This is a genomic window from Marinobacter excellens LAMA 842 (assembly GCF_001574445.1).
Taxonomy (GTDB): domain Bacteria; phylum Pseudomonadota; class Gammaproteobacteria; order Pseudomonadales; family Oleiphilaceae; genus Marinobacter; species Marinobacter shengliensis.
Map to the genome: position 1 here is coordinate 43,906 of NZ_LOCO01000016.1, position 25,142 is coordinate 69,047.

The 25,142-nt window shown below is 57.6% G+C and carries 20 protein-coding genes and 2 tRNA genes; 9 read left to right on the forward strand and 13 right to left on the reverse strand.

Annotated features, from left to right (window positions below; all coding sequences use genetic code 11):
* Window positions 1-365: 365 nt before the first annotated feature.
* Window positions 366-441 (reverse strand) — tRNA-Asn (locus J122_RS13460).
* A gap of 71 nt (window positions 442-512) precedes the next feature.
* Window positions 513-1,697, reverse strand: coding sequence for a pyridoxal phosphate-dependent aminotransferase (locus J122_RS13465; RefSeq protein WP_061332747.1), 1,185 nt, complete (start codon window positions 1,695-1,697; stop codon window positions 513-515).
* A gap of 191 nt (window positions 1,698-1,888) precedes the next feature.
* On the opposite strand from J122_RS13465, the gene uvrB reads away from it, so the two are divergent.
* Complete coding sequence (gene uvrB, locus J122_RS13470) at window positions 1,889-3,946, forward strand: excinuclease ABC subunit UvrB (protein ID WP_061332748.1); 2,058 nt, start codon at window positions 1,889-1,891, stop codon at window positions 3,944-3,946.
* Here uvrB and rimI read toward each other — a convergent pair whose 3' ends face one another.
* Window positions 3,947-5,062 carry a ribosomal protein S18-alanine N-acetyltransferase gene (gene rimI, locus J122_RS13475; RefSeq protein ID WP_058090591.1) on the reverse strand — a complete coding sequence of 372 codons (1,116 nt, stop codon included), beginning with the start codon at window positions 5,060-5,062 and terminating at the stop codon, window positions 3,947-3,949.
* Between the two features lie 198 nt (window positions 5,063-5,260).
* On the opposite strand from rimI, the gene J122_RS13480 reads away from it, so the two are divergent.
* Entirely contained in the window at window positions 5,261-6,760 is a 1,500-nt protein-coding gene (locus J122_RS13480) for a RimK family protein (protein ID WP_061332749.1), read from the forward strand.
* 13 nt (window positions 6,761-6,773) lie between these two features.
* Here J122_RS13480 and J122_RS13485 read toward each other — a convergent pair whose 3' ends face one another.
* Window positions 6,774-7,937, reverse strand: coding sequence for a cation diffusion facilitator family transporter (locus J122_RS13485; protein WP_061332750.1), 1,164 nt, complete (start codon window positions 7,935-7,937; stop codon window positions 6,774-6,776).
* Between the two features lie 403 nt (window positions 7,938-8,340).
* Between J122_RS13485 and J122_RS13490 the strand changes: the two genes are divergently transcribed.
* The gene (locus J122_RS13490; protein ID WP_061332751.1) at window positions 8,341-9,366 is read left to right on the forward strand and encodes a quinone-dependent dihydroorotate dehydrogenase; all 1,026 of its coding nucleotides are present in this window, start codon (window positions 8,341-8,343) and stop codon (window positions 9,364-9,366) included.
* 180 nt (window positions 9,367-9,546) lie between these two features.
* Here J122_RS13490 and rmf read toward each other — a convergent pair whose 3' ends face one another.
* Complete coding sequence (rmf, locus tag J122_RS13495; RefSeq protein WP_058090550.1) at window positions 9,547-9,759, reverse strand: ribosome modulation factor; 213 nt, start codon at window positions 9,757-9,759, stop codon at window positions 9,547-9,549.
* Between the two features lie 325 nt (window positions 9,760-10,084).
* Here rmf and rlmKL point away from each other — a divergent pair, with 325 nt between their 5' ends.
* Window positions 10,085-12,259, forward strand: a complete 2,175-nt coding sequence (gene rlmKL / locus J122_RS13500) for a bifunctional 23S rRNA (guanine(2069)-N(7))-methyltransferase RlmK/23S rRNA (guanine(2445)-N(2))-methyltransferase RlmL (RefSeq protein WP_061332752.1) — start codon at window positions 10,085-10,087, stop codon at window positions 12,257-12,259.
* Window positions 12,260-12,421: 162 nt separating this feature from the next.
* Here the strand turns inward: rlmKL and J122_RS13505 are convergent, their stop codons facing one another.
* Window positions 12,422-13,027 (reverse strand): outer membrane beta-barrel protein, encoded by a 606-nt coding sequence (locus J122_RS13505; protein WP_061332753.1) that lies wholly within the window; start codon window positions 13,025-13,027, stop codon window positions 12,422-12,424.
* A gap of 105 nt (window positions 13,028-13,132) precedes the next feature.
* A complete protein-coding gene (locus tag J122_RS13510) occupies window positions 13,133-13,618 on the reverse strand; it encodes a hypothetical protein (protein WP_061332754.1) in 486 nt (161 codons plus the stop codon).
* A 115-nt stretch (window positions 13,619-13,733) separates the two neighbouring features.
* Between J122_RS13510 and J122_RS13515 the strand changes: the two genes are divergently transcribed.
* Window positions 13,734-15,023, forward strand: coding sequence for a M18 family aminopeptidase (locus J122_RS13515; protein WP_061332755.1), 1,290 nt, complete (start codon window positions 13,734-13,736; stop codon window positions 15,021-15,023).
* A gap of 52 nt (window positions 15,024-15,075) precedes the next feature.
* Here the strand turns inward: J122_RS13515 and J122_RS13520 are convergent.
* Window positions 15,076-15,151 (reverse strand) — tRNA-Asn (locus J122_RS13520).
* A 168-nt stretch (window positions 15,152-15,319) separates the two neighbouring features.
* Here J122_RS13520 and J122_RS13525 point away from each other — a divergent pair.
* Window positions 15,320-16,198 carry a YheT family hydrolase gene (locus tag J122_RS13525; RefSeq protein ID WP_082780596.1) on the forward strand — a complete coding sequence of 293 codons (879 nt, stop codon included), beginning with the start codon at window positions 15,320-15,322 and terminating at the stop codon, window positions 16,196-16,198.
* On the opposite strand, the gene J122_RS13530 is transcribed toward J122_RS13525, so the two are convergent.
* Window positions 16,141-16,800 (reverse strand): arylesterase, encoded by a 660-nt coding sequence (locus J122_RS13530; protein ID WP_061332758.1) that lies wholly within the window; start codon window positions 16,798-16,800, stop codon window positions 16,141-16,143. The two genes, J122_RS13525 and J122_RS13530, sit on opposite strands and share 58 nt — an antisense overlap.
* A 69-nt stretch (window positions 16,801-16,869) precedes the next feature.
* Between J122_RS13530 and J122_RS13535 the strand changes: the two genes are divergently transcribed.
* Together J122_RS13535 and J122_RS13540 are read left to right on the forward strand one after the other, a co-directional pair.
* Window positions 16,870-17,589, forward strand: a complete 720-nt coding sequence (locus J122_RS13535; protein ID WP_061332812.1) for an ABC transporter ATP-binding protein — start codon at window positions 16,870-16,872, stop codon at window positions 17,587-17,589.
* On the forward strand, window positions 17,589-20,075 hold the full coding sequence (locus tag J122_RS13540) for an ABC transporter permease (protein WP_061332760.1): 2,487 nt from the start codon (window positions 17,589-17,591) through the stop codon (window positions 20,073-20,075). The genes J122_RS13535 and J122_RS13540 overlap by 1 nt, the downstream gene beginning before the upstream one ends.
* 4 nt (window positions 20,076-20,079) lie before the next feature.
* Here the strand turns inward: J122_RS13540 and J122_RS13545 are convergent, their stop codons facing one another.
* The 4 genes from J122_RS13545 to J122_RS13560 form a co-directional block, all read right to left on the reverse strand.
* Entirely contained in the window at window positions 20,080-20,859 is a 780-nt protein-coding gene (locus J122_RS13545; protein ID WP_061332762.1) for a substrate-binding periplasmic protein, read from the reverse strand.
* Between the two features lie 171 nt (window positions 20,860-21,030).
* Window positions 21,031-22,218, reverse strand: coding sequence for an iron-containing alcohol dehydrogenase (locus tag J122_RS13550; protein ID WP_061332764.1), 1,188 nt, complete (start codon window positions 22,216-22,218; stop codon window positions 21,031-21,033).
* On the reverse strand, window positions 22,218-22,763 hold the full coding sequence (locus J122_RS13555; protein WP_058090560.1) for a hypothetical protein: 546 nt from the start codon (window positions 22,761-22,763) through the stop codon (window positions 22,218-22,220). Before J122_RS13555 ends, J122_RS13550 begins: the two co-directional genes overlap by 1 nt.
* A 161-nt stretch (window positions 22,764-22,924) precedes the next feature.
* Complete coding sequence (locus tag J122_RS13560) at window positions 22,925-24,160, reverse strand: M48 family metalloprotease (protein WP_058090593.1); 1,236 nt, start codon at window positions 24,158-24,160, stop codon at window positions 22,925-22,927.
* Between the two features lie 229 nt (window positions 24,161-24,389).
* Between J122_RS13560 and J122_RS13565 the strand changes: the two genes are divergently transcribed.
* Window positions 24,390-25,130, forward strand: coding sequence for a DUF599 domain-containing protein (locus J122_RS13565; protein ID WP_061332766.1), 741 nt, complete (start codon window positions 24,390-24,392; stop codon window positions 25,128-25,130).
* The last annotated feature ends 12 nt before the right edge of the window (window positions 25,131-25,142 follow it).

Genomic DNA, 25,142 nt, shown 5'->3' on the forward strand with positions numbered 1-25,142 from the left:
CCACACTGCCGTTCAGGCAGCGCAAGAATAGTCACGTAGATGCCTAGCACTGTGGAATGCAGCCTGTCAGAGCTCATAAGATTTCGACTGGACAGTCACTAAACAACCGGACTATGCCACCGAGCATAAAAAGGAACGGATGGATACCCCTCCCGAAAATCTCGTAGGCCATGGATGGCCGGAGCGAAGCGCACATGGATGTGCTCGTAGCGTTTTTCGGGAGGGGTATCCATCCGTTCCCACCCGCTAAACTCAAAGGCTGGGGCAGGAGTCAGGCAAACCGCCAAAAGTTGCAGGCAATAGAAACAAGCGAGAGCAAACGAAAAAGCCCGCTAATTCAAAGAACTAGCGGGCTTTCGGAATAGTGGCTCCCCGACCTGGGCTCGAACCAGGGACAAACGGATTAACAGTCCGTTGCTCTACCAACTGAGCTATCGGGGAACGTCGTCATGTGACGAGGCGCGTATATTAAGTTGGCTATACCGCCTCGTCAACCCTCTGACTAAAAATTTTTAGCCAAGCGCCTTCCGCAAACGCTCAACCGCCTTCTGCAGATTATCCATGCTGGTGGCAAAGCTCAGACGCATGTGGCCCGGGCTGCCGAAGGCAGAACCCGGAACCAGGGCTACGCCCGCTTCGGTCAGCAGCTTCTCGGCAAACTCAACGTCTGTGTTCACGCCGTCAGTGGCATTGATTGCGCCCTGGAAGCTTGGGAACACATAGAAGGTGCCGTCACCATTCAGGCATTCAACGCCAGGCAGCTTGTTCAGGGCGGCTACCAGCCAGTCGTGGCGTTCCTTGAACGCCTTGACCATCTCGCCCACACACTCCTGCGGGCCGTCCAGGGCTGCCTGGGCGGCGGCCTGGGAGATAGAGGCCGGGTTGGAGGTGCTCTGGGACTGGATTTTCTTCATCGCGCCGATGATCTTCGCCGGGCCTGCGGCGTAGCCGATACGCCAGCCAGTCATGGAGTAGGCCTTGGACACACCGTTCAGTACGAAGGTACGGTCATACAGCTCCGGGCAGGCGTTCAGGATGTTGCAGAACGGTTTGCCAGTCCACAGGATCGGCTCGTACATGTCGTCGGTGGCAATCATGATATTCGGGTGCTTTTTCAGCACCTCGCCAATCGCCTGCAGCTCTTCCAGGGTGTAAGCCATGCCGCTGGGGTTGGACGGGCTGTTGATCACAAACAGGCGGGTGCGCTCGGTAATAGCGTTTTCCAACTGCTTGGGGGTGATCTTGAAGCGGGTCTCGGCAGAGGTTTCGATAATCACCGGCTTGCCTTCAGCCACCAGCACCATGTCCGGGTAGGAAACCCAGTAAGGCGCAGGGATAATGGCTTCGTCGCCCGGGTTCAATGTGGCCAGGGCAAGGTTGAAAAAGCTCTGTTTGCCACCACTGCTTACCAGGATCTGGTTGGCTTCATATTCCAGGCCGTTGTCCCGTTTGAACTTCGCAATAATCGCTTTCTTCAGGGCCGGCGTACCATCAACGGCGGTGTACTTGGTCTGGCCGTTGTTAATGGCTTCAATGGCTGCCTGTTTGATGTGCTCGGGGGTGTCGAAGTCCGGCTCGCCAGCACCCAGGCCAATAATATCCTGACCGGCCGCGCGGAGTTCTGCGGCTTTGTTGGTGACTGCGAGGGTGGGGGAAGGCTTGATCGCCTGTACTCGGCTGGAAAGTTGAAGGTCCAAACTTGAGCTCCTTAAAGCTGCGTCTTATGGGCTGCGATCGGCCGGGCAACTATGGAGCCAAAGGTGCTGGCTGTTTTTCTCCCAGCCGTCGATCGCACAGATGGTATCATGAAGCAGCCAGAACACTAAATTTCTTGTAGGGGTTGTGCCGTATTGCGGCCGGCGCCGAACCCGGAGGTTAATCGCCAGTTATGGCCAGTAAATCAGCCACTGTTTCCCGTGAAGGTGTGTTCCGAGTTGATTCCCCATATCAGCCGGCCGGTGACCAGCCCAAGGCGATCGCCGGGCTGGTGGACGGCATTCATTCCGGGCTTGCGCACCAGACGTTGCTGGGGGTGACTGGCTCAGGCAAGACGTTCACCATTGCCAATGTGATCCAGGACGTGCAGCGGCCCACCATCATCATGGCCCATAACAAGACCCTGGCGGCGCAGTTATACGGCGAGTTCAAGGAGTTCTTTCCGGATAACGCGGTGGAGTATTTCGTGTCTTACTACGATTACTACCAGCCGGAAGCCTATGTGCCGTCGTCTGACACCTTCATCGAGAAAGATGCCTCCATCAACGAACACATTGAACAAATGCGCCTGTCTGCTACCAAGGCTCTGTTGGAGCGGCCGGATGCCATTATCGTTGCCACGGTATCTTCCATTTACGGTTTGGGTGATCCGGAATCCTACCTGAAGATGATGCTGCACCTGGACCGGGGTGATCAGATAGATCAGCGCTCGATTCTGCGCCGGCTGGCAGAGCTGCAGTACACCCGTAATGATATCGAGTTCCACCGCGCCAACTACCGGGTTCGGGGCGATGTGATTGATGTGTTCCCGGCGGAATCGGAGCGGGAGGCCATTCGCATCGAGTTGTTTGACGATGAAGTGGAAAACCTCAGCTACTTCGATCCGCTGACCGGTGAGGTACTGCGCCGTGTGCCACGGGTAACCATCTATCCGAAGTCTCACTATGTGACGCCCCGACAGAAGGTGCTGGATGCGGTCGAGAATATCCGTGCTGAGCTGGACGTGCGTTTGCAGCAGTTGCGGGATAACCACCGGCTGGTGGAGGCCCAGCGCCTTGAGGAACGCACCCGCTACGACATGGAAATGATGATGGAGCTGGGTTACTGCAACGGCATCGAGAACTACTCCCGCTACCTGTCTGGTCGCGCGCCTGGCGAGCCGCCTCCCACCTTGTTTGACTACCTTCCGCCGAACGCTTTGCTGGTGGTGGACGAGTCCCACGTGACCATTCCGCAGATTGGTGCCATGTATAAAGGTGACCGGTCCCGGAAGGAAACGCTGGTGGAGTATGGTTTTCGCCTGCCGTCGGCACTGGATAACCGGCCCATGCGGTTTGAGGAGTGGGAGCGGATTGCCCCCCAGATGATCTTCGTGTCGGCCACGCCGGGTAACTATGAGGCGGAGCACGCCGGCCAGGTGGTGGAGCAGGTGGTTCGGCCGACCGGCCTGCTGGACCCGGTGATCGAGGTGCGGCCAGCGTCTACCCAGGTGGATGACCTGCTCTCGGAAATCCACGCACGGGTGGCGGTGGAGGAGCGGGTGCTGGTCACTACCCTGACCAAGCGCATGGCCGAAGACCTTACCGATTTCCTTATGGAACACGACATTCGCGTTCGGTATCTGCACTCAGACATCGACACCGTAGAGCGTGTTGAGATTATCCGGGATTTACGCCGGGGCGAGTTTGATGTGCTGGTGGGCATCAACCTGTTGCGGGAAGGCCTGGATATGCCGGAAGTGTCTCTGGTGGCGATTCTGGATGCAGACAAGGAAGGCTTCCTGCGCAGCGAACGCTCGTTGATCCAGACCATTGGCCGCGCCGCCCGTAACCTCAATGGCAAAGCCATTCTATACGGGGACCGCATTACCGGCTCCATGCAGCGAGCCATTGACGAAACCGAACGCCGGCGAGCGAAGCAGACGGCCCATAACGAAGAGCACGGTATTACCCCGAAAGGCCTGAACAAGAAGATCGCCGATGTCATGGAGGGAGCCACTGGCGGTGGGCGCGGTCGCCGTAAGGCGGAACGTCCGGGCCAGAAGGCCGCGGAAGAGGCGGAAGGCTATATGGTCAAGGCAGGCAAGCGCTCTCCGGAAGAGTTGCTCAAGGAAGTGACGCGCCTGGAGGATGACATGTACAAGGCCGCCGCCGACCTGGATTTCGAAACCGCAGCGCGATTGCGGGACCAGATCTCCGAACTCAAGGAAGCGGCGATTCGTACCGGCTGATCAGGGCCGTTTCGGCCCGACGATCACGGCCGCCTGCAAGGGTTGGTTGCGGCCGTAGCTGGACATCTTGCCAAATACCCGTTTGTCGACAGGCAAATATTGTTTGTCGGCGACGGTCTCGCCCACGTCAGTGTCGATTTCCGGGTCGTGCAGGTACACAAAGTCTTCATCCATGGCGCACACGGTCACCCAGTGGGGTACACGACTGCGGTTGAGCTGCCAGGTACTGATCAGGATGACCGGGATGCGGCCCTCGTGCAGGGCGGCTTCCATGGCTTCCAGGGTCAGTGGGTCGTGGTGCAGCTGGATGCCGGTCTGGCCAATGTCGTGCAGGAAGCCTTCGTGCACCAGTTCCAATACCCGCTTTTTATCGTCGTTACGCACGGTATCCTTAAACAGGGCGCCTTCCTGACTGATCCAGGCGCTGGCCTCAAAGCCTCGGTGCCAGGCTGACAAGGCCAGGCCATGGGGCCCGCAGCCACCGTGACCGGCGAGCATGAAGATCGTCGTGGCCTCTCGCCAGATCTTCAATTCTTCCAGGGTGTTCAGCTGCTGGTCTTCGTCCAGGGCAGCCATGGCCATGATCAGGGCAGAGGGACCGCAGGTAAACTCGGTGGTTTGGGGGTAATAGGGTACCGGGAGATACTCTCGGGAAGGCTCGTAATAAAGAATACGCCGTTCGAAGCGCAGGGCATCGCCATGGTCTTCGTAATAGTCCCGGTAGGTACCGAATTGGCGATAGCCCAATCGTTTGTATAGATTGATGGCACCGGCGTTATCTTCCCGAACCTCCAGGCGCATGATGATGCGGTCTGCCTCTACGGCTTCCTTCTCCGCTTCCCGCACCAATTGCTCGCCCACGCCTCTGCCACGAACGGTTGGCGATACAGCGATTGAATAAATCCGCGCCAAACGGGTGGCGGCATTCATCAATACCAGGCAATAGCCCACCAGCTCGGAGCCTTGCTCCGCCACTATCAGGCGGTCCCTTGGCATTTCCAGAAACCGTCGGAAACTGCGTCGGGAAATACGGTCTTCGGTAAAACACCGATTTTCCAGCTGCACCAGGGCAGTCAGATCGTCGGCGACTGCTTGTCGAAGCAAAACATCATGCATGGTTAACAAATCCCGGTCGCGAAAATCGCAGAAGCTGGCGAGCACTTCCACCGCAGCTATTATGGTAGAGACAGGTTGGTTTCGATAGCGGGCGATCATGCGTAAAAGCACGCATCCGGCCTGGATTGTACCAGACGTCACAGCGGCGTATTGTTGCGCCCATTACCCGGCTGAACCTTTCAGGGAGGAATGCCTTTAATGTCCCGTTTGTTAATCGTTGTGGACCGTGCCAAAGACTGGTCACCCTATTACCCCAGCGAGGATGTACTGACCTTTGATCAGTATCTGAATTTTGCTGCCCCCGCCAATAGCCGGGTGCGTGTCATCAACCTGTGCCAGAGCGCGAAATACCTGAGCCGGGGTTATTACTGCTCTTTGTTGGCAGAGGCCCGGGGCCACCATGTGGTGCCCTCGGTGATGACCTTGAACGATTTAAGCCGCAAGGGCTTGTTCTCGCTGGAGCTGGAGGAGCTGGATCACAGCGTCATTCGTTGGCTGGAGCAGGAAGCGCGGGAAATTGACCCGGCCACTGATGAGCGGGATGCCACCCACGAAGTGCGCATTCGCACCTATTTTGGCCAGGCAGAGCATGTGGATCTCAAGCCGGTAGCCCGGGCCTTGTTTGAGCGCTTTCCCTGCCCGATTCTGGAAGTGGTGTTCCGCCACCGCAAGCAGTGGCAGATCGAATCCATGAAACCGGCCGCCCCGGCGGATCTGGATGAGCGCGAACAGGATGTGTTTGCGGCGGCGCTCGACCGTTTCAGCAGCATGATCTGGCGCAAGCCGAGAACGCGTCGGCGCTATCGTTTTGATCTGGCCATGCTGGTGAACCCGGAAGAGGAAATGCCCCCGAGTGATGAGGCCGCCCTAAAAAGATTTGAGCGGGCAGGGCGAAAGCTGGGTATCAATGTAGAAAGAATTACCCGTCGGGACTACATGCGGTTGCCGGAATACGATGGCCTGTTCATTCGGGAAACCACCGCGATTGATCACCACACCTACCGATTTGCCCGCAAGGCAGAGGCGGAAGGCATGGTGGTCATCGATGACCCGGTCTCGATACTACGGTGTACCAACAAGGTGTTCCTGGCGGACCTGCTCAAGAACAACAAGGTGCCAACCCCAAAAACACTGATCCTGTCCAAAGATCAGAAAGATGCGGTTGATCAGGTGGTCAGTGAGCTGGGTTTCCCGGTGGTCATCAAGATTCCGGACGGCGCCTTCTCAAGGGGCGTGGCCAAAGCCAAGGATGAGAAAGAGCTGAGGGCGGGCCTTAAAGAGCTGTTCAAGCAATCAGCACTGGTGTTGGCCCAGGAGTATTTCTACACCGAGTACGACTGGCGCATTGGTGTGTTGGGCGGCCGCGCCATCTATGCCTGCAAATACATGATGGTGAAGGGGCACTGGCAGATCTACCAACACGGTGGCGCGGCGGTGGAAAGCGGCGGGTTTGAAACCATGCCCACCTATGAGGTGCCCCGGAATGTCATCCAGGCGGCGCTGAACTCCACCCGACTGATCGGTAATGGACTGTATGGGGTGGACATCAAACAGGCCGGCAACCGGGTGGCCGTCATTGAGGTAAACGACAACCCCAGCATCGATTCCGGTGTGGAAGACAAATTCCTGGGCGGCGAGCTTTATACCCTGGTCATGCAGGAGTTCCTGTCCCGCATGGAAGAAAACCGGCGCCGGTAATACCGGCGCTTGATCAGCTTGCAGACACCCAAACCCGGACTGAACCAAACCAGGGATAGGGTGCCAGCACCTCCCGGACGCTTTCGGTGGTCAACGCGGGTGCGGGATGCTGTTCGTCCAGGAAGACTTCGAGATGAACCCGGTTTTTGAGGTAATGTAGTCTCAGCCGGCTATGTGGTGGCAGCTCACCGAGCTGCTGCGACAGCAGGTGGCGGATATCCTCGCGGCTGGGTAAGTGTGGGTCGGTCTGATGCGGTGTGTGTTCGTCGTTCTCGGCATCAATATGAAAGTTGATGTCCCGGATATTATCGATGGCGTCCCTCATGCCGGAAACCACCTTCATGCCGATCTGGTGTCCCTCAGAAACGCTTATCTCAGGCCGAACAACCAGGTGGACATCCAGTAGTATGTCGTGACCCATACGCCGGCTGCGTAGCTCGTGAACATTGCGCACGCCGTCTGTGTCCATGGCAATGGCTCGCAACACCCGGGTATCTTCCGCAGACAGTCCGGTATCGACGAGTTCCTTGACGCTGTCCCAGGTGAATTTCCAGCCAATATGAATAATGATGCCGGAGATAACCACAGCGGCAAGGGTATCCAGCCAAACATATCCGACCATGGCACCGACAGTGGAAACCAGAACAACGACCGATGAAAATGCGTCTGTCCGGCTGTGCCAGGCGTTTGCGATCAGCAGGTCGGATCGAATTTTGATGCCCACATGGCGGGTATAACGGTAGATCCATTCCTTGGAGGCGACCGATATCCCCGCAGCAACCAGAACCGGCCAGCCCGGTACCGCGAGATCCTCTCCGGAGACCAGGCGCAGAATGTTCTCCCAGGCAAGGGCTGCGCCCACGGCAATCAGTATGCTCCCCAGCAGGAGTGTGCCAAGCGTCTCGATGCGCTGATGTCCGTAGGGATGGTCATCATCCGGGCCTTTACGTGACAGCCGCATCACTGCGAGAACAACCCAGTCGGAGACAACGTCGGTAAACGAGTGGATGCCATCCACCACCAGGGCGTGGGAATGAAAAAGAGTGCCGCCAATAATTTTTATCACACCAAGGACTGCATCCAGGACCATGCCAATAATAGTGACCCGGGAGGCGGCGTGTTTTTCCTGTTGCAAGTCCTTGTCAGTCCGTAGATGGGCCTTTGGGGGCTGATCCATGGCTCAGGCTCCGATCATTCTGTTGGTAGCCAGTATAGCAGCAGGAATGGAAAATTTGGGGAGAATTAATCGGGAAACGCAGGTCGATTTATGCACATGATGACAAAGTCGTTACCCACTACCACTTTGTAACCAAAGTCGTCAAATGGTTATTTTGTCTTTTTAAGTCATTGATTTTAAAATAAAAATTAACTGATCAAAAAATGATCAATTTGTAGGCTGGCGCAGTTATCAAGGGGTCGAGACGCTTGCCCCGACATTTTCAACAGAGTTATCCACAGATTCCGTGGAAAAGCCCCGCCAGCCGCTGAGGCATGGGCTTTTACGTTGTATTGAAGGTTCGGGAGGATGGTGTGGAAAACTTCCGGTATACTCCGGCCACCCCTCGGCAAGGAGCTCCAAGATGTACAGCATGCTACGTAATTTACTTTTCCGGCTGCCCCCGGAACAGGCCCATAATGCTGCCCTCAGGGGGCTGGATCTGGCCTACAAAACCGGCATTATAAATATTGTTTCAAAGCGCCCGGAGCCGTGCCCGGTTAATGTCATGGGGCTGGAGTTCCCCAATCCGGTAGGCCTGGCCGCCGGCCTGGACAAAAATGCTGACCACCTGAATGCCCTGGGAACCCTGGGTTTCGGGTTCATTGAAGTGGGCACCGTCACACCCCTGGCACAGCCGGGCAACCCCAAGCCGCGGATGTTCCGCCTGCCCGAAAACCAGGCCATCATCAACCGCATGGGCTTTAATAATGAAGGCCTTGGTCATCTGGTGAGCAATGTTGAGAAGCGTCGTTATCGCGGTATCCTGGGCATTAACGTGGGCAAGAACAAAGATACCCCGAACGAGCAGTCCGAACAGGACTACCGTAAGGGCATCGCCGCAGTTTACCCCCATGCCGACTACATCACGGTAAACGTGTCGTCGCCAAATACCCCGGGGCTGCGTGATCTGCAGTTCGGCGACTCGTTGAAGCAGCTATTGCACGCGATCAAAGACGAACAGGCGATCTGCGAGAAAAATATTGGTCGTTATGTACCGGTGGCTGTGAAGATTGCCCCGGATATGGATGATGCAGGCATTCGCTTTGTCGCCGGGGCATTACTCGAGGCGGGCCTGGATGGTGTGATTGCCACAAACACCACTATCAGCCGGGAAGCGGTTCAAGGACACAAGCACGAGCAGGAAGCTGGCGGTTTGAGTGGTGCACCGGTGCGCGAGGCGTCTTTACGGGTTATTCAGGGGTTGTACGCCGAGTTGGGGGACAGAATACCGATTATTGGCGTTGGCGGTATCACTGATGGCGAGAGTGCGGCCGAGAAAATCCGGGCAGGGGCGAAACTGGTGCAAATCTACACCGGCTTTATTTACAAAGGCCCAGCTTTGATTAACGAAGCAGTAGAAGCGATCAGGAAAGAACAGCATAAGTAGTGAGGCCAGAAAGAAGGCGGGCCCGCTGAGCGGGCCCTTGCGGGGAACGAACCCCGTAGCGCTTCTTCGCATGGTACGGGGCGGGAGGCCCCGTTTTGGTTGCTCTGGTTACTGCGTCAGATTGTGGTGTAGCTACAACTAAAAAGAGATCAGGTTAAACGGGGTATGCCAACACCGCGGTCACGTTGCGGTTACGTTGGCAAGTTTGTGGATGCCGGAGACGCCGGTCATGCCCTCCCAGTTATCTGTGCGGCCTTCTCGCCACCCGTTCAGCCATTCCTGGCGCACCTCTGCTTGGTCTAACGGGCAGCTGTCTTTGGATTTGCCGGACACGCCAGCGAGATAACCCCGCTTGAATGCACGAGCGTACATGTCTCTCTTCTGTCTTTTCATGCCGTTCCTCACTGATGGATTAACAGAACAAGCGTGTACACATCTGCCGTGGCCATGGTAAAGAAGGCACCCGTCCGGGATAACCCACTATTGCCAGTTCCGGCCAGAGCAGTCAGGATCCTGTTAACGGAAGCACGGTTATGTTGGCTTCCAGAACGACGCGTCAACTACAAGGTAAGACGAACCTTGCGCGGATGTACACTATTTATTTCATCTATATGAAGCTTTTCTTATAGGTTTGTGAAATAACGATGACGGCCCGAATTCGGGTTTTGCTGCTATTCCGGCGGCTTACCGGCTCTATCCAGAAAACCAGGAGTTGATTTTGTCCAAGCATGTCTTTTTCGTAACCTGTCCCAAGGGTGTTGAGTATCTCCTGGCCGATGAGCTGGAAAGCTTTGGCCTGGCTCATGTGCGCAACGCGCCGGCGGGCGTCTGGGTAGAAGGGGAGCTGGAAGCCGGATATCGCGCCTGTTTGTGGTCCCGGCTGGCCAACCGGGTCATCCTGCACATTGCTGAGGTGGATGCCCGTAGTGCTGACGAACTTTATGAGGGCGTGGTGTCTTTAGACTGGCAATCGCACATTCCCGTCAACGGCAGCTTTCGAGTGACTTTCCTGGGGCAGAACGAAGAAATTCGGAACACACAGTTCGGTGCCCAGAAAGTCAAAGACGGTATCGTAGACAGCATTCGGGGCGCAGGCCTGCCGCGGCCCTCGGTCGCACCAAAAGATCCGGATGTCACCATCTCTGCTCGCCTGAACCGGGGGCGGCTGTCGGTTGGGCTGGACCTTAGCGGGCATAGCTTGCACATGCGGGGATACCGTACTGAACAGGGTCTTGCGCCGTTGAAGGAAAATCTCGCGGCCGCGTTGCTGCTGCGGGCCGGATGGCCGGAAATTGCCGCCGCCGGCGGCGACTTTGTTGATCCCATGTGTGGCTCCGGAACGCTGGTGATTGAAGCAGCGTTGATGGCGCTGGACATTGCGCCGGGCCGAAAGATTGAGCGTTTTGGTTTTGAAAAATGGCCAGGGCATCAGCCGGAACTTTGGCTGGCATTGCGCCAGGAAGTCGAGCGCCGCGCACATGAAGGCAAAAACAAGCGCATACCGGCGTTTGCCGGTTTCGATCAGGACGACCGGGTGATCGACACGGCCCGCAACAACCTGCGCCGGGCTGGTCTGGACAACATCGTAAGCGTAGAGCCCCGGCCGGTATCGGCGTTTGAGCGGCAGCTGGACTGGGCGGATAAGGGCCTGGTGCTGACCAATCCTCCCTATGGTGAACGCCTGAGCGAGCGCAAAGAGCTGGCCGCGCTTTATCAAACCCTCGGTGAAACCGTCTTGCGTGAACTGCCGGGGTGGCGCCTGGCCGTGTTCACCGGTGCACCGGAATTCGGTAAATCCATTGGCCTGCGAAGCTTCAAGCAATACAAATTGTTTAATGGCAAGTTGCCAGCGCAGCTGTTGTTGTTCGAGGTGCAGCCTGAAAACGCCCGCACACCGCGAGACCCGGCTGCGCCCGGGCAGGTTATGCCACGCATCGCCAACCCCGAACGGGCAGACATGCTACGTAATCGCCTTAAGAAGAACCTGAAAACCATCGGCCAGTGGGCGCGGAAGCAGAATGTCAGCTGCTACCGGCTTTACGATGCCGATATGCCTGAATACGCGTTGGCCATCGACCTATACGATGGCAGGGTGCACGTGCAGGAGTACCTGGCCCCGAAGTCTATCGATGAAAAAGCCGCCCGGGAACGTCTGGCCGAGGCTCTGGCGGTCATACCGGAGGTGCTGGACGTTGCCCCCGAGAATCTGGTGTGCAAACAACGCCAGCGTCAAACCGGCACCAAACAGTATGAGAAACAGGCCGCAACCGGCGAATACTTCAACGTGCACGAACACGGCTGCACCCTGAAGGTAAACCTGAAAGACTACCTCGACACCGGCCTGTTCCTGGATCACCGCCCGGTGCGCCACTGGATTCAGCAGCATGCCCGTGGCAAACGCTTTCTGAACCTGTTCTGTTACACCGGCGCAGCCACGGTACACGCAGCCGTTGGCGGCGCCAGCCGGTCCCTGAGCCTGGATATGTCAAAAACCTACGTGAGCTGGGCCCAGGACAACCTGGCCCTGAACGGCGCCGACCTGCGCAAGCACGTGGTAGAGCAGGCGGACTGCCTGTCCTGGCTGGCGGACCGCAAAACCGCCAACCAGACCTTCGACCTGATCTTCATGGACCCGCCCACGTTCTCCAATTCCGCCCGAATGGCCGGTGTTCTGGATATCCAAAGGGATCATGGCACCATGGTTCGTCAGTGTATGGAGCGGTTATCCAGCGATGGTCTGTTGATCTTCTCCAACAACTTTCGGAAGTTTAAACTGGACGAAGACCTGGCGGCAGAATTCGAAGTGAAGGAAGTGACCGCCAGTACGCTGGATAAAGACTTCCAGAGAAATCAGAAGATTCACCGCTGCTGGCACATTCAGCACCGCGCCTGATATCGGGGGAGGAGGCAGGTGGGGCCTTCTTTCCTGGAAACGCTACGAGCACATCCATGTGCGCTTCGCTCCGGCCATCCATGGCCTCCGAGATTCCAGGAAAGAAGGCCCCACCTGCCTCGCCAGACTCTGGCGCTGGATTCGTTGGAAATCCAACGCGGGTCAGAATTCGTAACGCAGCCCCGTAGAAAACTGAAACGTATTGGCACTACTGCCAGTGTCTTTGAACAACCGCCCACCCTCAAACACCAGGAAGGTGTTGCTCAACACCTCGAAGTCCACCCCGGCCAGCCAGCTGATGCTGAAACTGCTGTCGGGGTAATCGCCCTCGAGATCCCGGAACTGCGCGTTGTAGCTTTCCTCACGGTTGGGCAGGGTTGCCTCGCCTTTTACGTGGGTAAAACCGGCCTGCGCATACACGTTGGCATAATCGGTAATCGGGTAGTGCAGGCCCATGTACCAGCTGGCGAAGTAATCGACAGCCAGGGTCAGGTCGCCACCGGAAACATCGGCATCGTTGAAGCCGCCACCCAGACGGATCTCGGCGTGAATCAGGTCGTTCAGGTGACCACCGATAACCAGCGTACCGGCTTGGCCCCAGGCATCCTCCTTGGTGCGCTCACCGATAGAGCGGTGCTCCAGAGCGGTCACCAGTAGGCCAACGTAGTGCTTGTCAGAACGAGGAGTGTCTTGTGCCTGTGCCGACAATGGGGCGAGGCTGATGGCCATCAGGCTGGAGCTGAGGAAACGTAGTGCGACCTTGTTCATTATTATCCGGCTTCCTGTCAGTAACGTTGCTGACGCCAGATTCTGCCTTGTGTAACGCTTTGTTACGCAGACGCCGGTCACACTTCCCCGTGTCAGCCGGCCCGCTTACAGGTCAGCCAGAAGGCCTTCCTCCTGCGCAAGCATCAGCAGGGCGTAAACGCCATTCTCCGGGAGTTGTGGTTCCAGGCCTTCGTCAAACATCAGTTGCCGACGGCGGTCTTCAAGGGTGTCGCTGTCGATGCCGGTAAACAGTTCGGAAATTGGAGCAATCTCGAAAGGGGCATCCTGGCTGACGGCACTGAAAATCAGGTCGATCAGAATTTCATCCGGGTCTATGCCATCCACGTATACGGTCTGGTCTGGCAGGTCCTGATGGAGTTCCTGAACCAGTTCAAGCAGCGGCACGCCCTGTTCTTCCAGGTACCGCAGGTCAAAGTCGCCCAAATCGCCGTCGTCTGGCAGCCAGGCTTCCTCCGGGGCTATAACCACGGTTTTCATCTGGCCGTCGGCCAGCGACCAGGCCATGGCGACGGGGAACAGGGCGTCGTCAGTCTGACAGTATTCGATGTCCAGGAATCGGGGTATCGACACAGTGGGCTCCGGCGTTGATCATTGGGTGCGTATAGGGACTAACCGGCAGCCTGGTAGGAGCGGGGCCGGCTTCGTGCCATACTGTAGCCGCCATTATCATGCAATCAGGAAGATCATGGAACACACTGAATTTAATAATGACTTGATTGAATTTCTGAATGCCTCTCCAACACCGTGGCATGCAGTAAGTACCATGAAGTCCAGGCTTGATGCCGCCGGTTTTCAGCAGCTGGACGAGCGGGAAGAGTGGGCGCTGGAGCAGGGCCGGGGCTATTACGCCATTCGCAATGGCTCCTCCATCATTGCCCTCCGTACCGGTAAGAATGACGTAGTGACTTCCGGCATCCGGATGGTGGGTGCTCATACCGACAGCCCCTGCCTGAAGGTAAAGCCAAACCCCGAAATCCGCCGCAAGGGCTTTTTCCAGTTGGGTGTGGAAGTGTACGGCGGCGTGTTGCTGAACCCGTGGTTCGACCGGGATCTGTCGTTGGCCGGCCGGGTTACGGTTCTGGATGAGGACGGTAAGGTTCGGGATACCCTGGTGGACTTCCGTAAGCCGGTGGCAATTATTCCCAGCCTGGCCATTCACCTGGACCGTGAAGCCAACAGCAATCGTTCAGTGAATGCCCAGACCGACCTGCCTCCGGTGGTTATGCAACTGCCGGAAACCGATACAACTTCATTTGCTGACTTGCTGCGTGAGCAGTTGGTCAGTGAATCCGGCCTGAAGATTCGTAAGGTGCTGGGCTATGAGTTGAGTTTCTACGATGCCCAGGGCGCGTCCTTCGTGGGTCTGCGTAAAGAGTTTCTGGCTTCTGCCCGGCTTGATAACCTGTTGAGCTGCTATATCGGTTTGCAGTCGCTGTTGAACACCTCTGGTGATGAAGCCGCGCTGCTGGTGTGCAATGATCACGAAGAAGTCGGCAGCATGTCGGCGGAAGGTGCCCAGGGGCCATTCCTGGGAGCCGTGCTGGAGCGCTGGTGTGGCGCAGGCAAGGGCAGGGCGATTGCCCGCTCCATGATGATTTCCGCGGATAACGCCCACGGTGTGCACCCGAATTTCATGGACAAACACGATGAAAACCACGGTCCGATCCTGAACCAGGGGCCGGTCATCAAGGTTAACCACAACCAGCGCTACGCCACCAACAGCCGGTCGGCCGCTCTGTACCGGCATATCAGTGATGAGCTTGGCCTGCCGCACCAAACATTTGTGGTACGCAGTGACATGGGTTGTGGCAGCACCATCGGGCCGCTGACCGCCGGTAATCTGGGCGTGACCACGCTGGATATCGGTGTGCCGCAGTTCGCCATGCATTCCATCCGTGAAATGATCGGTAGTCAGGATGGTTATACCCTGTACCAGGTTCTGAAGGAGTTTATGCAGCGGGAAGAGGTTTTCTGAGGCAGAAATGAAAAAGCCGCTGATGTTGAATCAGCGGCTTTCTCGGAATAAGTGGCTCCCCGACCTGGGCTCGAACCAGGGACAAACGGATTAACAGTCCGTTGCTCTACCAACTGAGCTATCGGGGAACAGCATCAAGTGGCGGGCATATTAAGTTCTTTAATAGTGTTCGTCAACCCCCTGAAAAGAAAGGTCAAAATTTGCACAAGCGCAGTCAATCGGGCTACCGCCCACCGGTCTGGTTACGTAACGGGCACATCCAGTCTGTGTGGCCGACGCTGTTCCGGAACGTGACCATGCCACAGCCGGAAACCGCTGTTCTGGCGACGCCGGATAACGACGAACTGCACCTGGACTGGTACCGTCAAGGCAGTGACCGCCTGGCCATTGTGTCCCATGGTCTGGAAGGCCACAGCCGGCGCCCCTATGTGCTCGGGCTGGCGCGGGCGTTAATGGCGGATGGCTGGGATGTGCTGGCCTGGAACTTCCGATCCTGCGGCGGGGTGATGAATCGCCAACCACGGTTCTATCACAGTGGCGCCACGGAAGACCTGCATACGGTGGTGTCCCACGCGCTGGAGGGCCACTACAACAACCTGTTCCTGTCTGGCTTCAGCATGGGCGGCAACCTCACCCTGCTTTACCTCGGCCAGCAGGGTGAGCGGGTTGACAGTCGCATCAGCGGTGCCGTTGCCTATTCGGTGCCCGCAGACCTGGCTGGTAGCGCGGATATGCTGGCCCTGCCCAGTCGCAGGATCTACATGCAGCGCTTTCTGAGGGATCTGCACGGCAAAATGCAGGAAAAGGCCCGTCGGTTTCCGGATCTGATTGACGTGACCGGGTTCGACAACATCCGCAACTTTCACGAATTTGATAACCGCTACACCGCACCCCTGCATGGCTTCCGGGATGCCCAGGACTACTGGGCCAGCTGCTCGGCACTGTTTCGGTTGAAGGACATACGGGTACCGGCGTTGATGGTTAATGCGGTAGACGATCCCTTCCTGTCAGCCCGATGTTTCCCGGAAGGCCGTAAGGTCCTGGGCGCCTACGTTACCGTCGAGGCGCCAAAGTGGGGCGGGCATGTGGGATTTGTCGAGCTGGCCCGTGACGGTTACTACTGGTCTGAGCGCAGGGCGCTGGGGTTCCTGTCCAGAATTAACGGCTCCAGCTGAGGCCATACGTTGTCCAGCAGCACCGGCTGGGCGGCTTCGGTGGGGTGAATGCCGTCTTCCTGCATTAACCCATCGGCGTTGTAGATGCCCTCGAGAAAGAAGGGAACCAGTGGGGTGTCGTAGCGGTCAGACAGGTTCGGGAAGATGTCCGCAAACATGCGGGTGTAACGCTGGCCGTAGTTGGGTGGAATCTGCATGCCCACCAGCACCGGGGTGGCGCCGATATCCCGCACCTGCTCGATCATGTCGGCGAGGTTAGATTCGATCACATTCGGTGGAAAGCCGCGCAGGCCGTCGTTACCGCCAAGCTCGATGATCACGACGTCTGGCTGGTTTTTCTGAAGCAGTTCAGGCAGCCGCCGCAGGCCGCCATCGGTCGTTTCGCCGCTTATACTGGCGTTCACAACGTTCCAGTTCAGGCCCTGTTCATCAAGTCTGTCCCTCAGCAGTTGAACCCAGGCGGTTTCGGATGGCACGCCATAGGCGGCACTGAGGCTGTCGCCGACTACCAGCAGTGTGTTCTGGCTGGCCAGGGCGGAGAGCGACAGCAACATCAGTGCTGAGAGGGCAAATGATCTGACCAACGCCGATACCGTATTCATAGTAAATTCGTATACCCTTTACAGATTCAATAAAACACAGCACCAGACAACGGAGCCACCGTGAACCAGATGACGGATCCCAAGTTAGCCGCCACAAACCCCATGTTACGGGTGACCGATCTTACCCACCGGGTGAGCCTGGAAACTGATACGTTGACGATCTTGCAGGGGGTCAGTCTGGAAATCAATCGGGGAGAGTCCGTAGCCATTGTTGGCCGCTCCGGTTCCGGAAAAACCACTTTGCTCGGATTGCTTGCCGGGCTGGACACCCCGACCGAAGGGAAAGTAGAGCTGGACGGTGCTGAAATCAGTAGCCTGACGGAAGACCAGCGAGCACAGCTCCGGGCGAGCCGGGTTGGCTTCGTGTTCCAGTCATTCCAGCTGTTGCCGGCGCTGAGCGCGCTGGAGAACGTCATGCTGCCCCTCGAACTGGCGGGGATGGAATCGCCGGAGGCGCGGGCCAAAGAGCTGCTGGAGCGTGTAGGGTTGGGTGAGCGCCTGAGCCACACGCCACGGCAATTGTCTGGTGGTGAGCAGCAGCGGGTCGCCATTGCCCGCGCCTTTGCTTCAGACCCGGTGATCCTGTTTGCCGATGAGCCCACCGGCAATCTGGATAACCGCACGGGCCAGGCGGTGTCGGATCTGCTGATGGACCTGAACCGGGAGCAGGGCACTACATTGGTCATGGTCACCCACGATGAACACCTGGCAGCCCGGTGTGGCCGGCAACTTCACATTGAAGCCGGTGTGCTGACAGAGCCGGAAGCGGCCCGGGAGTTGGCTGACTGATGGCGGCTGCAAAAAAACTGATGTCGGTGCGCCGGGACTGGCGCGAACGTGATGTACGGGTTGTGTTGGTGGCCCTGGTGATTGCCGTGGCCACCGTGGCCACCATTGCCCTGTTCGCCAACCAGCTGCAGCGAACCCTGGTGTCTTCGGCCAGCTCCTTTCTGGCCGCGGACCGTCAGCTTGAGGCGGAAAATGGCCGGCCAGTGCCAGGTGAATGGATTGACGAAGCTCGTGATCGGGGCCTGGAAACCGGCCAGCTGATTGAATTCTCCACCATGGTCTTTGGTGAGGGCGGGTTCCAGCTGGTGTCGGTCAAGGCTGTCAGCGACGAATACCCGTTGCGTGGCGAGATCGAAATTCAGCCAGGCGCGGATGCTGCTCGCCAAACCGTGGGCGCCGGCCCCGGGCGGGGCGAGATCTGGGTCAACCCCAGGTTGCTGCGTTTGTTGGAGCTGGAGATTGGTGAAACGCTGGAGGTGGGTAATCTTGAACTGGAGATCACCAGCCTGCTGATACGGGAGCCGGACGGCGGCTTCCGGCTTTCTTCCCTGGCACCCCGTGTGATGATTCATGTGGACGACGTGCCCGGCACCGGCGTGATACAGGAAGGCAGCCGTGCCGAGTACGTGTACTTGTTCGCCGGCCCGGACAACCTGCTTGACGATTACTATCAATGGCTGGAGCCGCGCCTGGAACCAAGCCATGAATGGGAAAGCGTACGCGATGGCGAAACCTTCTCCCGGTCCCTGGAGCGTGCTGAACGTTTCCTGTTGCTCGGTGGCAGCCTGGCGGTTCTGCTGGCGGCAGTGGCTGTGGCGGTTGCCAGCCGGCAGTACGCCTTGTCTCAGAGGGATACCGTGGCACTTCTTAAGACCCTCGGGCTGTCTAGCCGGGGAATTGGCGGCCTTTACCTGCGCCGGTTGGCGCTGTGGGGTATCGCCGGGGTGATTGGTGGTCTTCTGGTGGCGCTGCCGCTGTTCTGGATTCTGGTTCGCCTGTTGAGTGACGTATTGGAGCAACCGGTCGATTTCCATCTGGCGCCTTCGGCCCTGGTGCCGGCCTTGCTCACGGCCCTGGTTTCCCTGTTCGCGTTTGCCTATCCGCCCATTCGCCGGCTGCGTAATGTGGCTGCCATGCGGGTTCTAAGGGCGCAGCCCGGGGAAAGTGGGCGAGACGCGATCCCCGATATTGCGATTGCGATTCTGGCCGTGTTTGGTCTGGTCTGGTTATACGCGGGCGAGGTTGCTCTGGTGTTTGCCTTGTTGGGCGGCCTGGCTCTCTTATTGGCGGTGTTGGCGCTGGTTGGTGGGCTTATGGTGGCCATCCTGCGCCGTGTACGGGGCGGCGGTAATGCCTGGCGCCTGGCTCTGGTGGGTCTGTATCGGCATCGGCAGGCCAGCATGGCGCAGATGGCGGTGTTTGCCATGACCTTGATGCTGGCGGCCACGCTGATTCTGGTGCGCACCTCGTTGCTGGACGACTGGCAGGCCCAGTTACCGGATAATGCCCCCAATCACTTTTTGATCAACATCGCGCCGGATGCGGTGGACGACGTGGAAGGCTTCTGGGCAGAGCGTGACGCCCCATTGGATACAATCTATCCCATGGTGCGCGGGCGTTTGACGGAACTGAATGATCAGCCAGTTCTGGAGGCCGTGAGCAAGGATGAACGCATTGGTGCCCTGAACCGTGAGCTGAACCTGACCTGGATGGCGGAGCTGCCTGAAGATAATGAGATTGTCGCCGGCGAGTGGTTTGCCCCCGGCGACACCATCGGTGTGTCGGTTGAGGCAGAGCTGGCGGAACGTATGGGGCTGGTCATGGGGGATCGCCTGACCTTCACCATTGGTTCGGAAACAGTCACAGAGCCGGTCACCAGCATTCGTACGGTGCAATGGGACAGCATGAAACCCAACTTCTATATGGCCTTCCCGCCGGGCGGTGGGCTTACGGATATGCCTGGTACCTGGATTACCAGTTTCCATCTGGATGAGGGTAACAAAGTGGCGCTGAACGAGTTTTCACGCAGTTTCCCGACCGTCTCGGTTCTGGAGATCGATCATATCATTGAGCGTATCCAGCAGATTGTGCGCCAGGTTACCCAGGCCATTGAAGCCATTCTTGCGCTGATCCTGGCGGCGGCCCTGGTGGTCATGGCGGCGGTGGTCAGTGCCACGCTACGGGACCGTCAGCGGGAGGGCGCCTTGCTTCGCACCCTGGGCGGCCAGCAGTCGTTGCTTACCCGCAGCACTATGCTGGAGTTTGCCCTGCTGGGCTTCGTGGCGGGTATTATGGGGGTACTTGCAGCAGAGGCTGCGGTGTATGCACTACAGCTCCGAATGTTTGAAGGCAATTTCCGCTGGCACTGGCAGGTGATGCTGCCCATTCCTTTCATCAGCGCGGTGCTGCTGGCGTTGTTCGGGCGCTGGCAGTTGCGCCCGGTTCTCAGTGTGTCACCCATGCTGCTGTTGCGGCGGCTGGAATAAACTGTCAGCGATAGTTCGCGAGAATGGCCTGTAGCTCGCCGTTCTCGCGAACCCTTTGCAGCTCCTCGTTGAAGGCCTGCACGAACTCCGTCCACTCCGGGCGAACCATGATCCGGAAACCATACTGGCTGATGGCAGTCTCGGAGCTGCTGAAATGTTCTGCCATGCCTTCGGTTTTCAGAATCCACTGGCCGACAAGTCGGTCAGCCAGGGCCGTGTCAAACCGTTCGCCGTGCAGCAGAAACCGGAACATATCCCGGTCACGGGAGACGTCAAAACGCCGAATTTGTTCACTTTCGAAGTAGGAATCAAGGGCAGGGTACATGTAGCCCAGGTGAGTAACCACGGTTTTTCCGAACAGGTCGCTCGGGTGGTTGTACTCAAATTCGGCGCCGTTTGCGAAGAAGAACACTTCTTCTACATGGACAACCGGGTTGGTGAACAGAAACTGTTCGGGCTCTTCCGTCCATTCGATGGCACGGGGGGTGCCGTCCAGGAAACCGTCGGCCAGCATCTGGTCGACCCGCTTTCTTGGAATTTTCATGAACTCAAGATTGTAACCGAGGCGCGGCACAATCAGTGCGGCCACGTCCCACATGATGCCGGAGGGCTTCTCGCCATCCACGATCAGGTATGGGGGGTAGCCGTTGGGGGATATGTTGAAACGGAAGGTCCCGGATTGGTCTTCGCCACTGTGTGCTGCCATGGACAGGCACAGGCCCGCCGTCAGAATGGCAAGGCTACGGCGTGAAAAAAGCGATGCTCTGGACAATAGATCTTTCATTCAAAGAAACTCAGGTTGTTGCAGGCCACTGCGGTATAACGATCAAACTTACCCGGCCAACTCCCTGCCAGAACGTTGCTAAATAGTAACGACTTCCTCCTATAAATCAATCATTGTGAATCTGACTTTAGGCTAACCCATCGGGCGATGGGTCAGCCCAGCTAACTCGGATCAGGCCCAGGCGCGCCGCAGCACCGAAAGGGCATCTTCCTTGGTGACTTCCCGCGGGTTGAACATGATGGAGCCGTCGTCCAGCGCCATTTCGGCGATGGCCTCCAGCTGACTCTCCAGCACCTTGCCGGTTTCTTTCAGGGTACGGGGCAGCTCACAGCGTTTATGCAGGGCGTCCCTGAGCTTGCGGATGGCGGAAATGCTGGCCTCGGCACGGCGGGCTGCAGGAGTTGCCGAGAATACTTCCGGGCCTTCCAGGTAGAGCAGCAGTTCACCCAGGGGTTCACGGATGCTTTCAATATTGAATTCAAGCACATACGGCAGGTACAGGCTCATGCACAGGCCATGGGGCAGGTGGCAGATCGCGCCGGTTGCGTGGCCTAGGGAGTGTACAAGCCCAACCATGGAGTTGGAGAAGGCAATGCCGGCCATGGTAGAGGCCTGGGCCAGTTCAAGCCGCCCGTTCTCGTCTTTGGGGTTGTCCATTACCGACAGAAGTGACTGGCTCACCTTTTTGATAGCAGCCGTGGCGTAGGCATCGCTCAGCGGATTCTTGGCCATGCAGGTAAACGCTTCGACCGCGTGAGTCATGGCATCCATGGCGGTTGCGGCGGTGATATGGGGAGGCAGGGTCAGCGTCATCCGTGGGTCGATGATCGCCGCATTCGGCAACAGGAACGATGAGGTGAACGGCAGCTTCACGCCTTTTTTCTCATCGGTAATCACGGCAACGGATGTGACTTCAGAGCCCGTTCCGGCTGTGGTTGGTACCACGAAGAACGGCTTCAGGGGATGCTTCAGAATACCTGCGCCACTGTACCTGGCGATGTCGTCGCCACCTTCGGAGACCAGAATGTTCACGGCTTTGCCGGTATCAATGGCGGAACCGCCGCCCACGGCAATAATGGAATCACACTTTTCCTTGCGGTAAACCGTGGCGATATCGCGAACAACCGTTGTAGAAGAATCCGGGGGGACGTCGTCATAAATAGAGACGATTTCCAGTCCGCTTTCTTCGCAAGCGGCAATCACAGGGTCAAGCAGGCCTGCCGCCCGAACACCCTTATCGGTAACAATCATCGGGCGCTTGGCGGCCAGGCCGGTCAATTCAAACGGAATGTGTTCCAGGGCAGCTTTGCCGGCAATCACTTTTACCGGGCAGAAGAACTCGTAGTATTTGTTGGTCATTATGCTCTCACTGTCTCGACAAAGTTGGTGGCGACTTTCAGGTAGATGCGGGCACCGCTGATCAGTTTTTCAGGCAGATGCAGGTTGGCTGGGTATTCCTTGACCGCTCGCTGTGCGACCAGCTTGGGTAGGATGAATGACTCCAGGCGGTTGAGCACACGGGTCATACGCACGGCGTAACTGACATCACCATCTACCAGCATGCGGTCGTTGGCAAAGGCCACCGAGGTCTTTTCCTGGAAGGACAGTACCAGGAACGCATGGGCCATATGCTTGAACTGAATGGAAAGGTCCACCGGCCGGGGAGCGCTGTCGCCGTGGAAATGCAGTTTGCCATCTCCGGTGTGCTCAACGATCAGCTTGGGGCCATTGGGCATCACCTGCATCTCGAACAGAAATCCTTCGGGCAGGGCGCGAGTTTCGTTCCGGGTTTGTTCGTCTACTTCGCTGATTGCCTGCAGGGCCCGGCCCATTACCTGGAACATCAGTTCCACATAGGACCGCCTTGCGTGGGAAATCATCGGTTGAAGTCGCTTTACGAGCATGATCGCCATCCGATTGTTGTTTGTTTGACTGATTTTTAGAGTTATTGCTCTAAATGTCAATGCAATCTGTGACGGCTTTTTTGCGTCAACGTGGCAAATGCTTTAGCCATAAAAAAACCGGGAGCGTTAAGCCCCCGGTTTTTATCCCCGCCACGTGTTTGCTATTGGGACAGATCGGCTAGTTTTCTTTTGGCTTCCTCGCCCACATCGCCGCCGGCTTCGGCGGCTTTCGAGTAATGGCCAATGGCGTCATTCCGACGGTTCTGACGGCTGGCAATATCGCCAAGCCGCAGATAGGCAATGGAGGTAGGCACCACCTGATTGGCCCGCTCAAGGTGCCCACGGGCTTTGTCCAGATTATTCATGGCCAGTGAGTTCAGGCCGTTGTAGAGCTGGTACTGGAACATCTCCGGGTATAGCGACACCGCCTTGTCGAAATCCGCCTGGGCTTTCTCTGTTTGCTTCTGTTCTTTGTAGATCCGCCCCCTGAGGGCGAAGAACATGGCCTCGCGCGGTTCCAGCTCGATCGCCTTGTTGATGGAATCAAGGGCGGCTTTCATATCACCTTTGGATGCCAGTTCCATGGCTTTATCGTGGGCGTCATAGGCGGGTTGGAGTTCTTTCAGCAGGGCAATGCGCCGTTGGTAAATGTCGCGGCCCCGGAAGCCACCGGTTCCCAGCTCTGAGGCCAGGGCCTGGTTCTCCCGAACCCGCCTGGCTGAAGGCGGGTGGGTGGCGAACATGCCGTCCAGCCAACTTGTCTGCCTGCCCTGGGATAATTCCAGAAACAGCTCTTGCAGCTCAACCGCTGCCTGAGGGTCGTAACCGGCGGCTTTCATGTAACGAATGCCGTAGTGGTCGGATTCCAGCTCATCACCCTGGCTGTACTGTGCGAGAGCCAGCTGGGCGCCCACGGCCGCGCCGCCCATAATCAGCCCGGCCCACTCGTTATCAGACAGCGCAAAACCAAGGCCGGCGACGCCAGCGCTGATCAGCATGCCCTGTTGCATGCGTTGCACGCTGTGCCGCGCCGCAGCGTGGACAATCTCATGCCCCATCACAGCGGCTAACTGGGCCTCATCCTCAAACTTGACCAGCAGGCCCCGGTTGATGGCGATCTTGCCCCCCGGCAAGGCCCAGGCATTGGGTACGCTGCTATTGAGTACCACAAACTCGTACGGCAAATCGGGGCGATCACTAACCCGAGCCAGCTTCATGCCGACTTCGCGAACATAGACTGTCAATTCCGGGTCCAGATAAAACTGCCCACCCTGGGTTTGCTGGGTTGGGGTGTAGTGCTCGGCCCCGAGCGCCAATTCCTGGCTTTCAGGGATCAAAGACAGCTGCTTTTTGCCGGTGACCGGGTTTACGGCACAGCCCGCGATGGCAAGAAACATCACCGAGAGTAACGTCAGTCTCAGAATTTGTCCGGGGTTCACATCCGACTCCTTTGGGCGACCGGTTCCGTGGACGCGCAATTGTTGATTTGGGTGTTTCATTATATAGCACAGTACGACCGGTGTTTTAGTGTCAGACCACCCGGGTTGTGGCCGGTTCATGCACCTTCGCGTATCATTGTCACGCAACCTCTCTGCCATATACGTTACAACGGATCGACAACCACGCATGGGCTATTACCTGGAACTCATTGCTTTGTTCTGGTTTCTGGTGTGCTGGGTAGGCTACACCTGGTATTCCCGAAATCGGGCAAGTACTCGCGCCTGCCTCTCAAACACGCTGGATATGTACCGCGAAGACTGGATGCGGGTAATGCTCAAGCGGGAGAACCGGATATCGGACGCTTCCGTGGTCGGTAATCTTGAGCGCAATGGTGCCTTCTTCGCATCCAGCTGCCTGCTGATACTGGCCGGTATCATCACTGCACTCGGCTATACCCGTGAGGCCATGGAAGTGTTCGCCACCATGCCCTTCAGCGCCGTACCCAGCCGGGAAATCTGGGAGCTGCGGTTGGTGGTGTTGCTGGTGGTGTTCGTGTATGCCTTCTTCAAGTTCACCTGGTCTATGCGCATGTACAACTTTGTGGCGGTGATGATAGGCAGCGCGCCCCTACCGGACGACACCAAAACCAGCCCCGCCGCCCGGGAGGCCTTTGCCCGCAGTGCCGGCAACATCTGCAACCTGGCAGGGGACGCGTTTAACCTTGGGTTGCGGTCCTATTATTACGCCTTGGCCGTGGTGGCCTGGTTTATCCATCCCATGGTGTTTATAGCGGCTTCTACCCTGGTGGTTATCGTACTTTACCGTCGGGAATTCCAGTCTGATGCGTTGGTTGCCCTGCGTGCCGGGAAAGTGTTCGAAGAACCCGTACCCGGTAAACAGGCTGCAGAAACCACCCCGAAAAGCTGAATTGCAGGACAT

Bases quoted from the DNA above. Each gene is read 5' to 3' on its own strand.
- J122_RS13535 (WP_061332812.1), top strand. From the start codon at position 16,870: ATGACGGATCCCAAGTTAGCCGCCACAAACCCCATGTTACGGGTGACC.
- uvrB (WP_061332748.1), top strand. From the start codon at position 1,889: ATGGCCAGTAAATCAGCCACTGTTTCCCGTGAAGGTGTGTTCCGAGTT.
- J122_RS13550 (WP_061332764.1), bottom strand. From the start codon at position 22,218: ATGACCAACAAATACTACGAGTTCTTCTGCCCGGTAAAAGTGATTGCC.
- J122_RS13505 (WP_061332753.1), bottom strand. From the start codon at position 13,027: ATGAACAAGGTCGCACTACGTTTCCTCAGCTCCAGCCTGATGGCCATC.
- J122_RS13565 (WP_061332766.1), top strand. From the start codon at position 24,390: ATGGGCTATTACCTGGAACTCATTGCTTTGTTCTGGTTTCTGGTGTGC.
- J122_RS13545 (WP_061332762.1), bottom strand. From the start codon at position 20,859: ATGAAAGATCTATTGTCCAGAGCATCGCTTTTTTCACGCCGTAGCCTT.
- J122_RS13560 (WP_058090593.1), bottom strand. From the start codon at position 24,160: ATGTTTCTTGCCATCGCGGGCTGTGCCGTAAACCCGGTCACCGGCAAA.
- J122_RS13490 (WP_061332751.1), top strand. From the start codon at position 8,341: ATGTACAGCATGCTACGTAATTTACTTTTCCGGCTGCCCCCGGAACAG.
- rmf (WP_058090550.1), bottom strand. From the start codon at position 9,759: ATGAAAAGACAGAAGAGAGACATGTACGCTCGTGCATTCAAGCGGGGT.
- J122_RS13525 (WP_082780596.1), top strand. From the start codon at position 15,320: ATGCCACAGCCGGAAACCGCTGTTCTGGCGACGCCGGATAACGACGAA.
- J122_RS13540 (WP_061332760.1), top strand. From the start codon at position 17,589: ATGGCGGCTGCAAAAAAACTGATGTCGGTGCGCCGGGACTGGCGCGAA.
- J122_RS13480 (WP_061332749.1), top strand. From the start codon at position 5,261: ATGTCCCGTTTGTTAATCGTTGTGGACCGTGCCAAAGACTGGTCACCC.
- J122_RS13515 (WP_061332755.1), top strand. From the start codon at position 13,734: ATGGAACACACTGAATTTAATAATGACTTGATTGAATTTCTGAATGCC.
- J122_RS13555 (WP_058090560.1), bottom strand. From the start codon at position 22,763: ATGCTCGTAAAGCGACTTCAACCGATGATTTCCCACGCAAGGCGGTCC.
- J122_RS13530 (WP_061332758.1), bottom strand. From the start codon at position 16,800: ATGAATACGGTATCGGCGTTGGTCAGATCATTTGCCCTCTCAGCACTG.
- rimI (WP_058090591.1), bottom strand. From the start codon at position 5,062: ATGCATGATGTTTTGCTTCGACAAGCAGTCGCCGACGATCTGACTGCC.
- J122_RS13485 (WP_061332750.1), bottom strand. From the start codon at position 7,937: ATGGATCAGCCCCCAAAGGCCCATCTACGGACTGACAAGGACTTGCAA.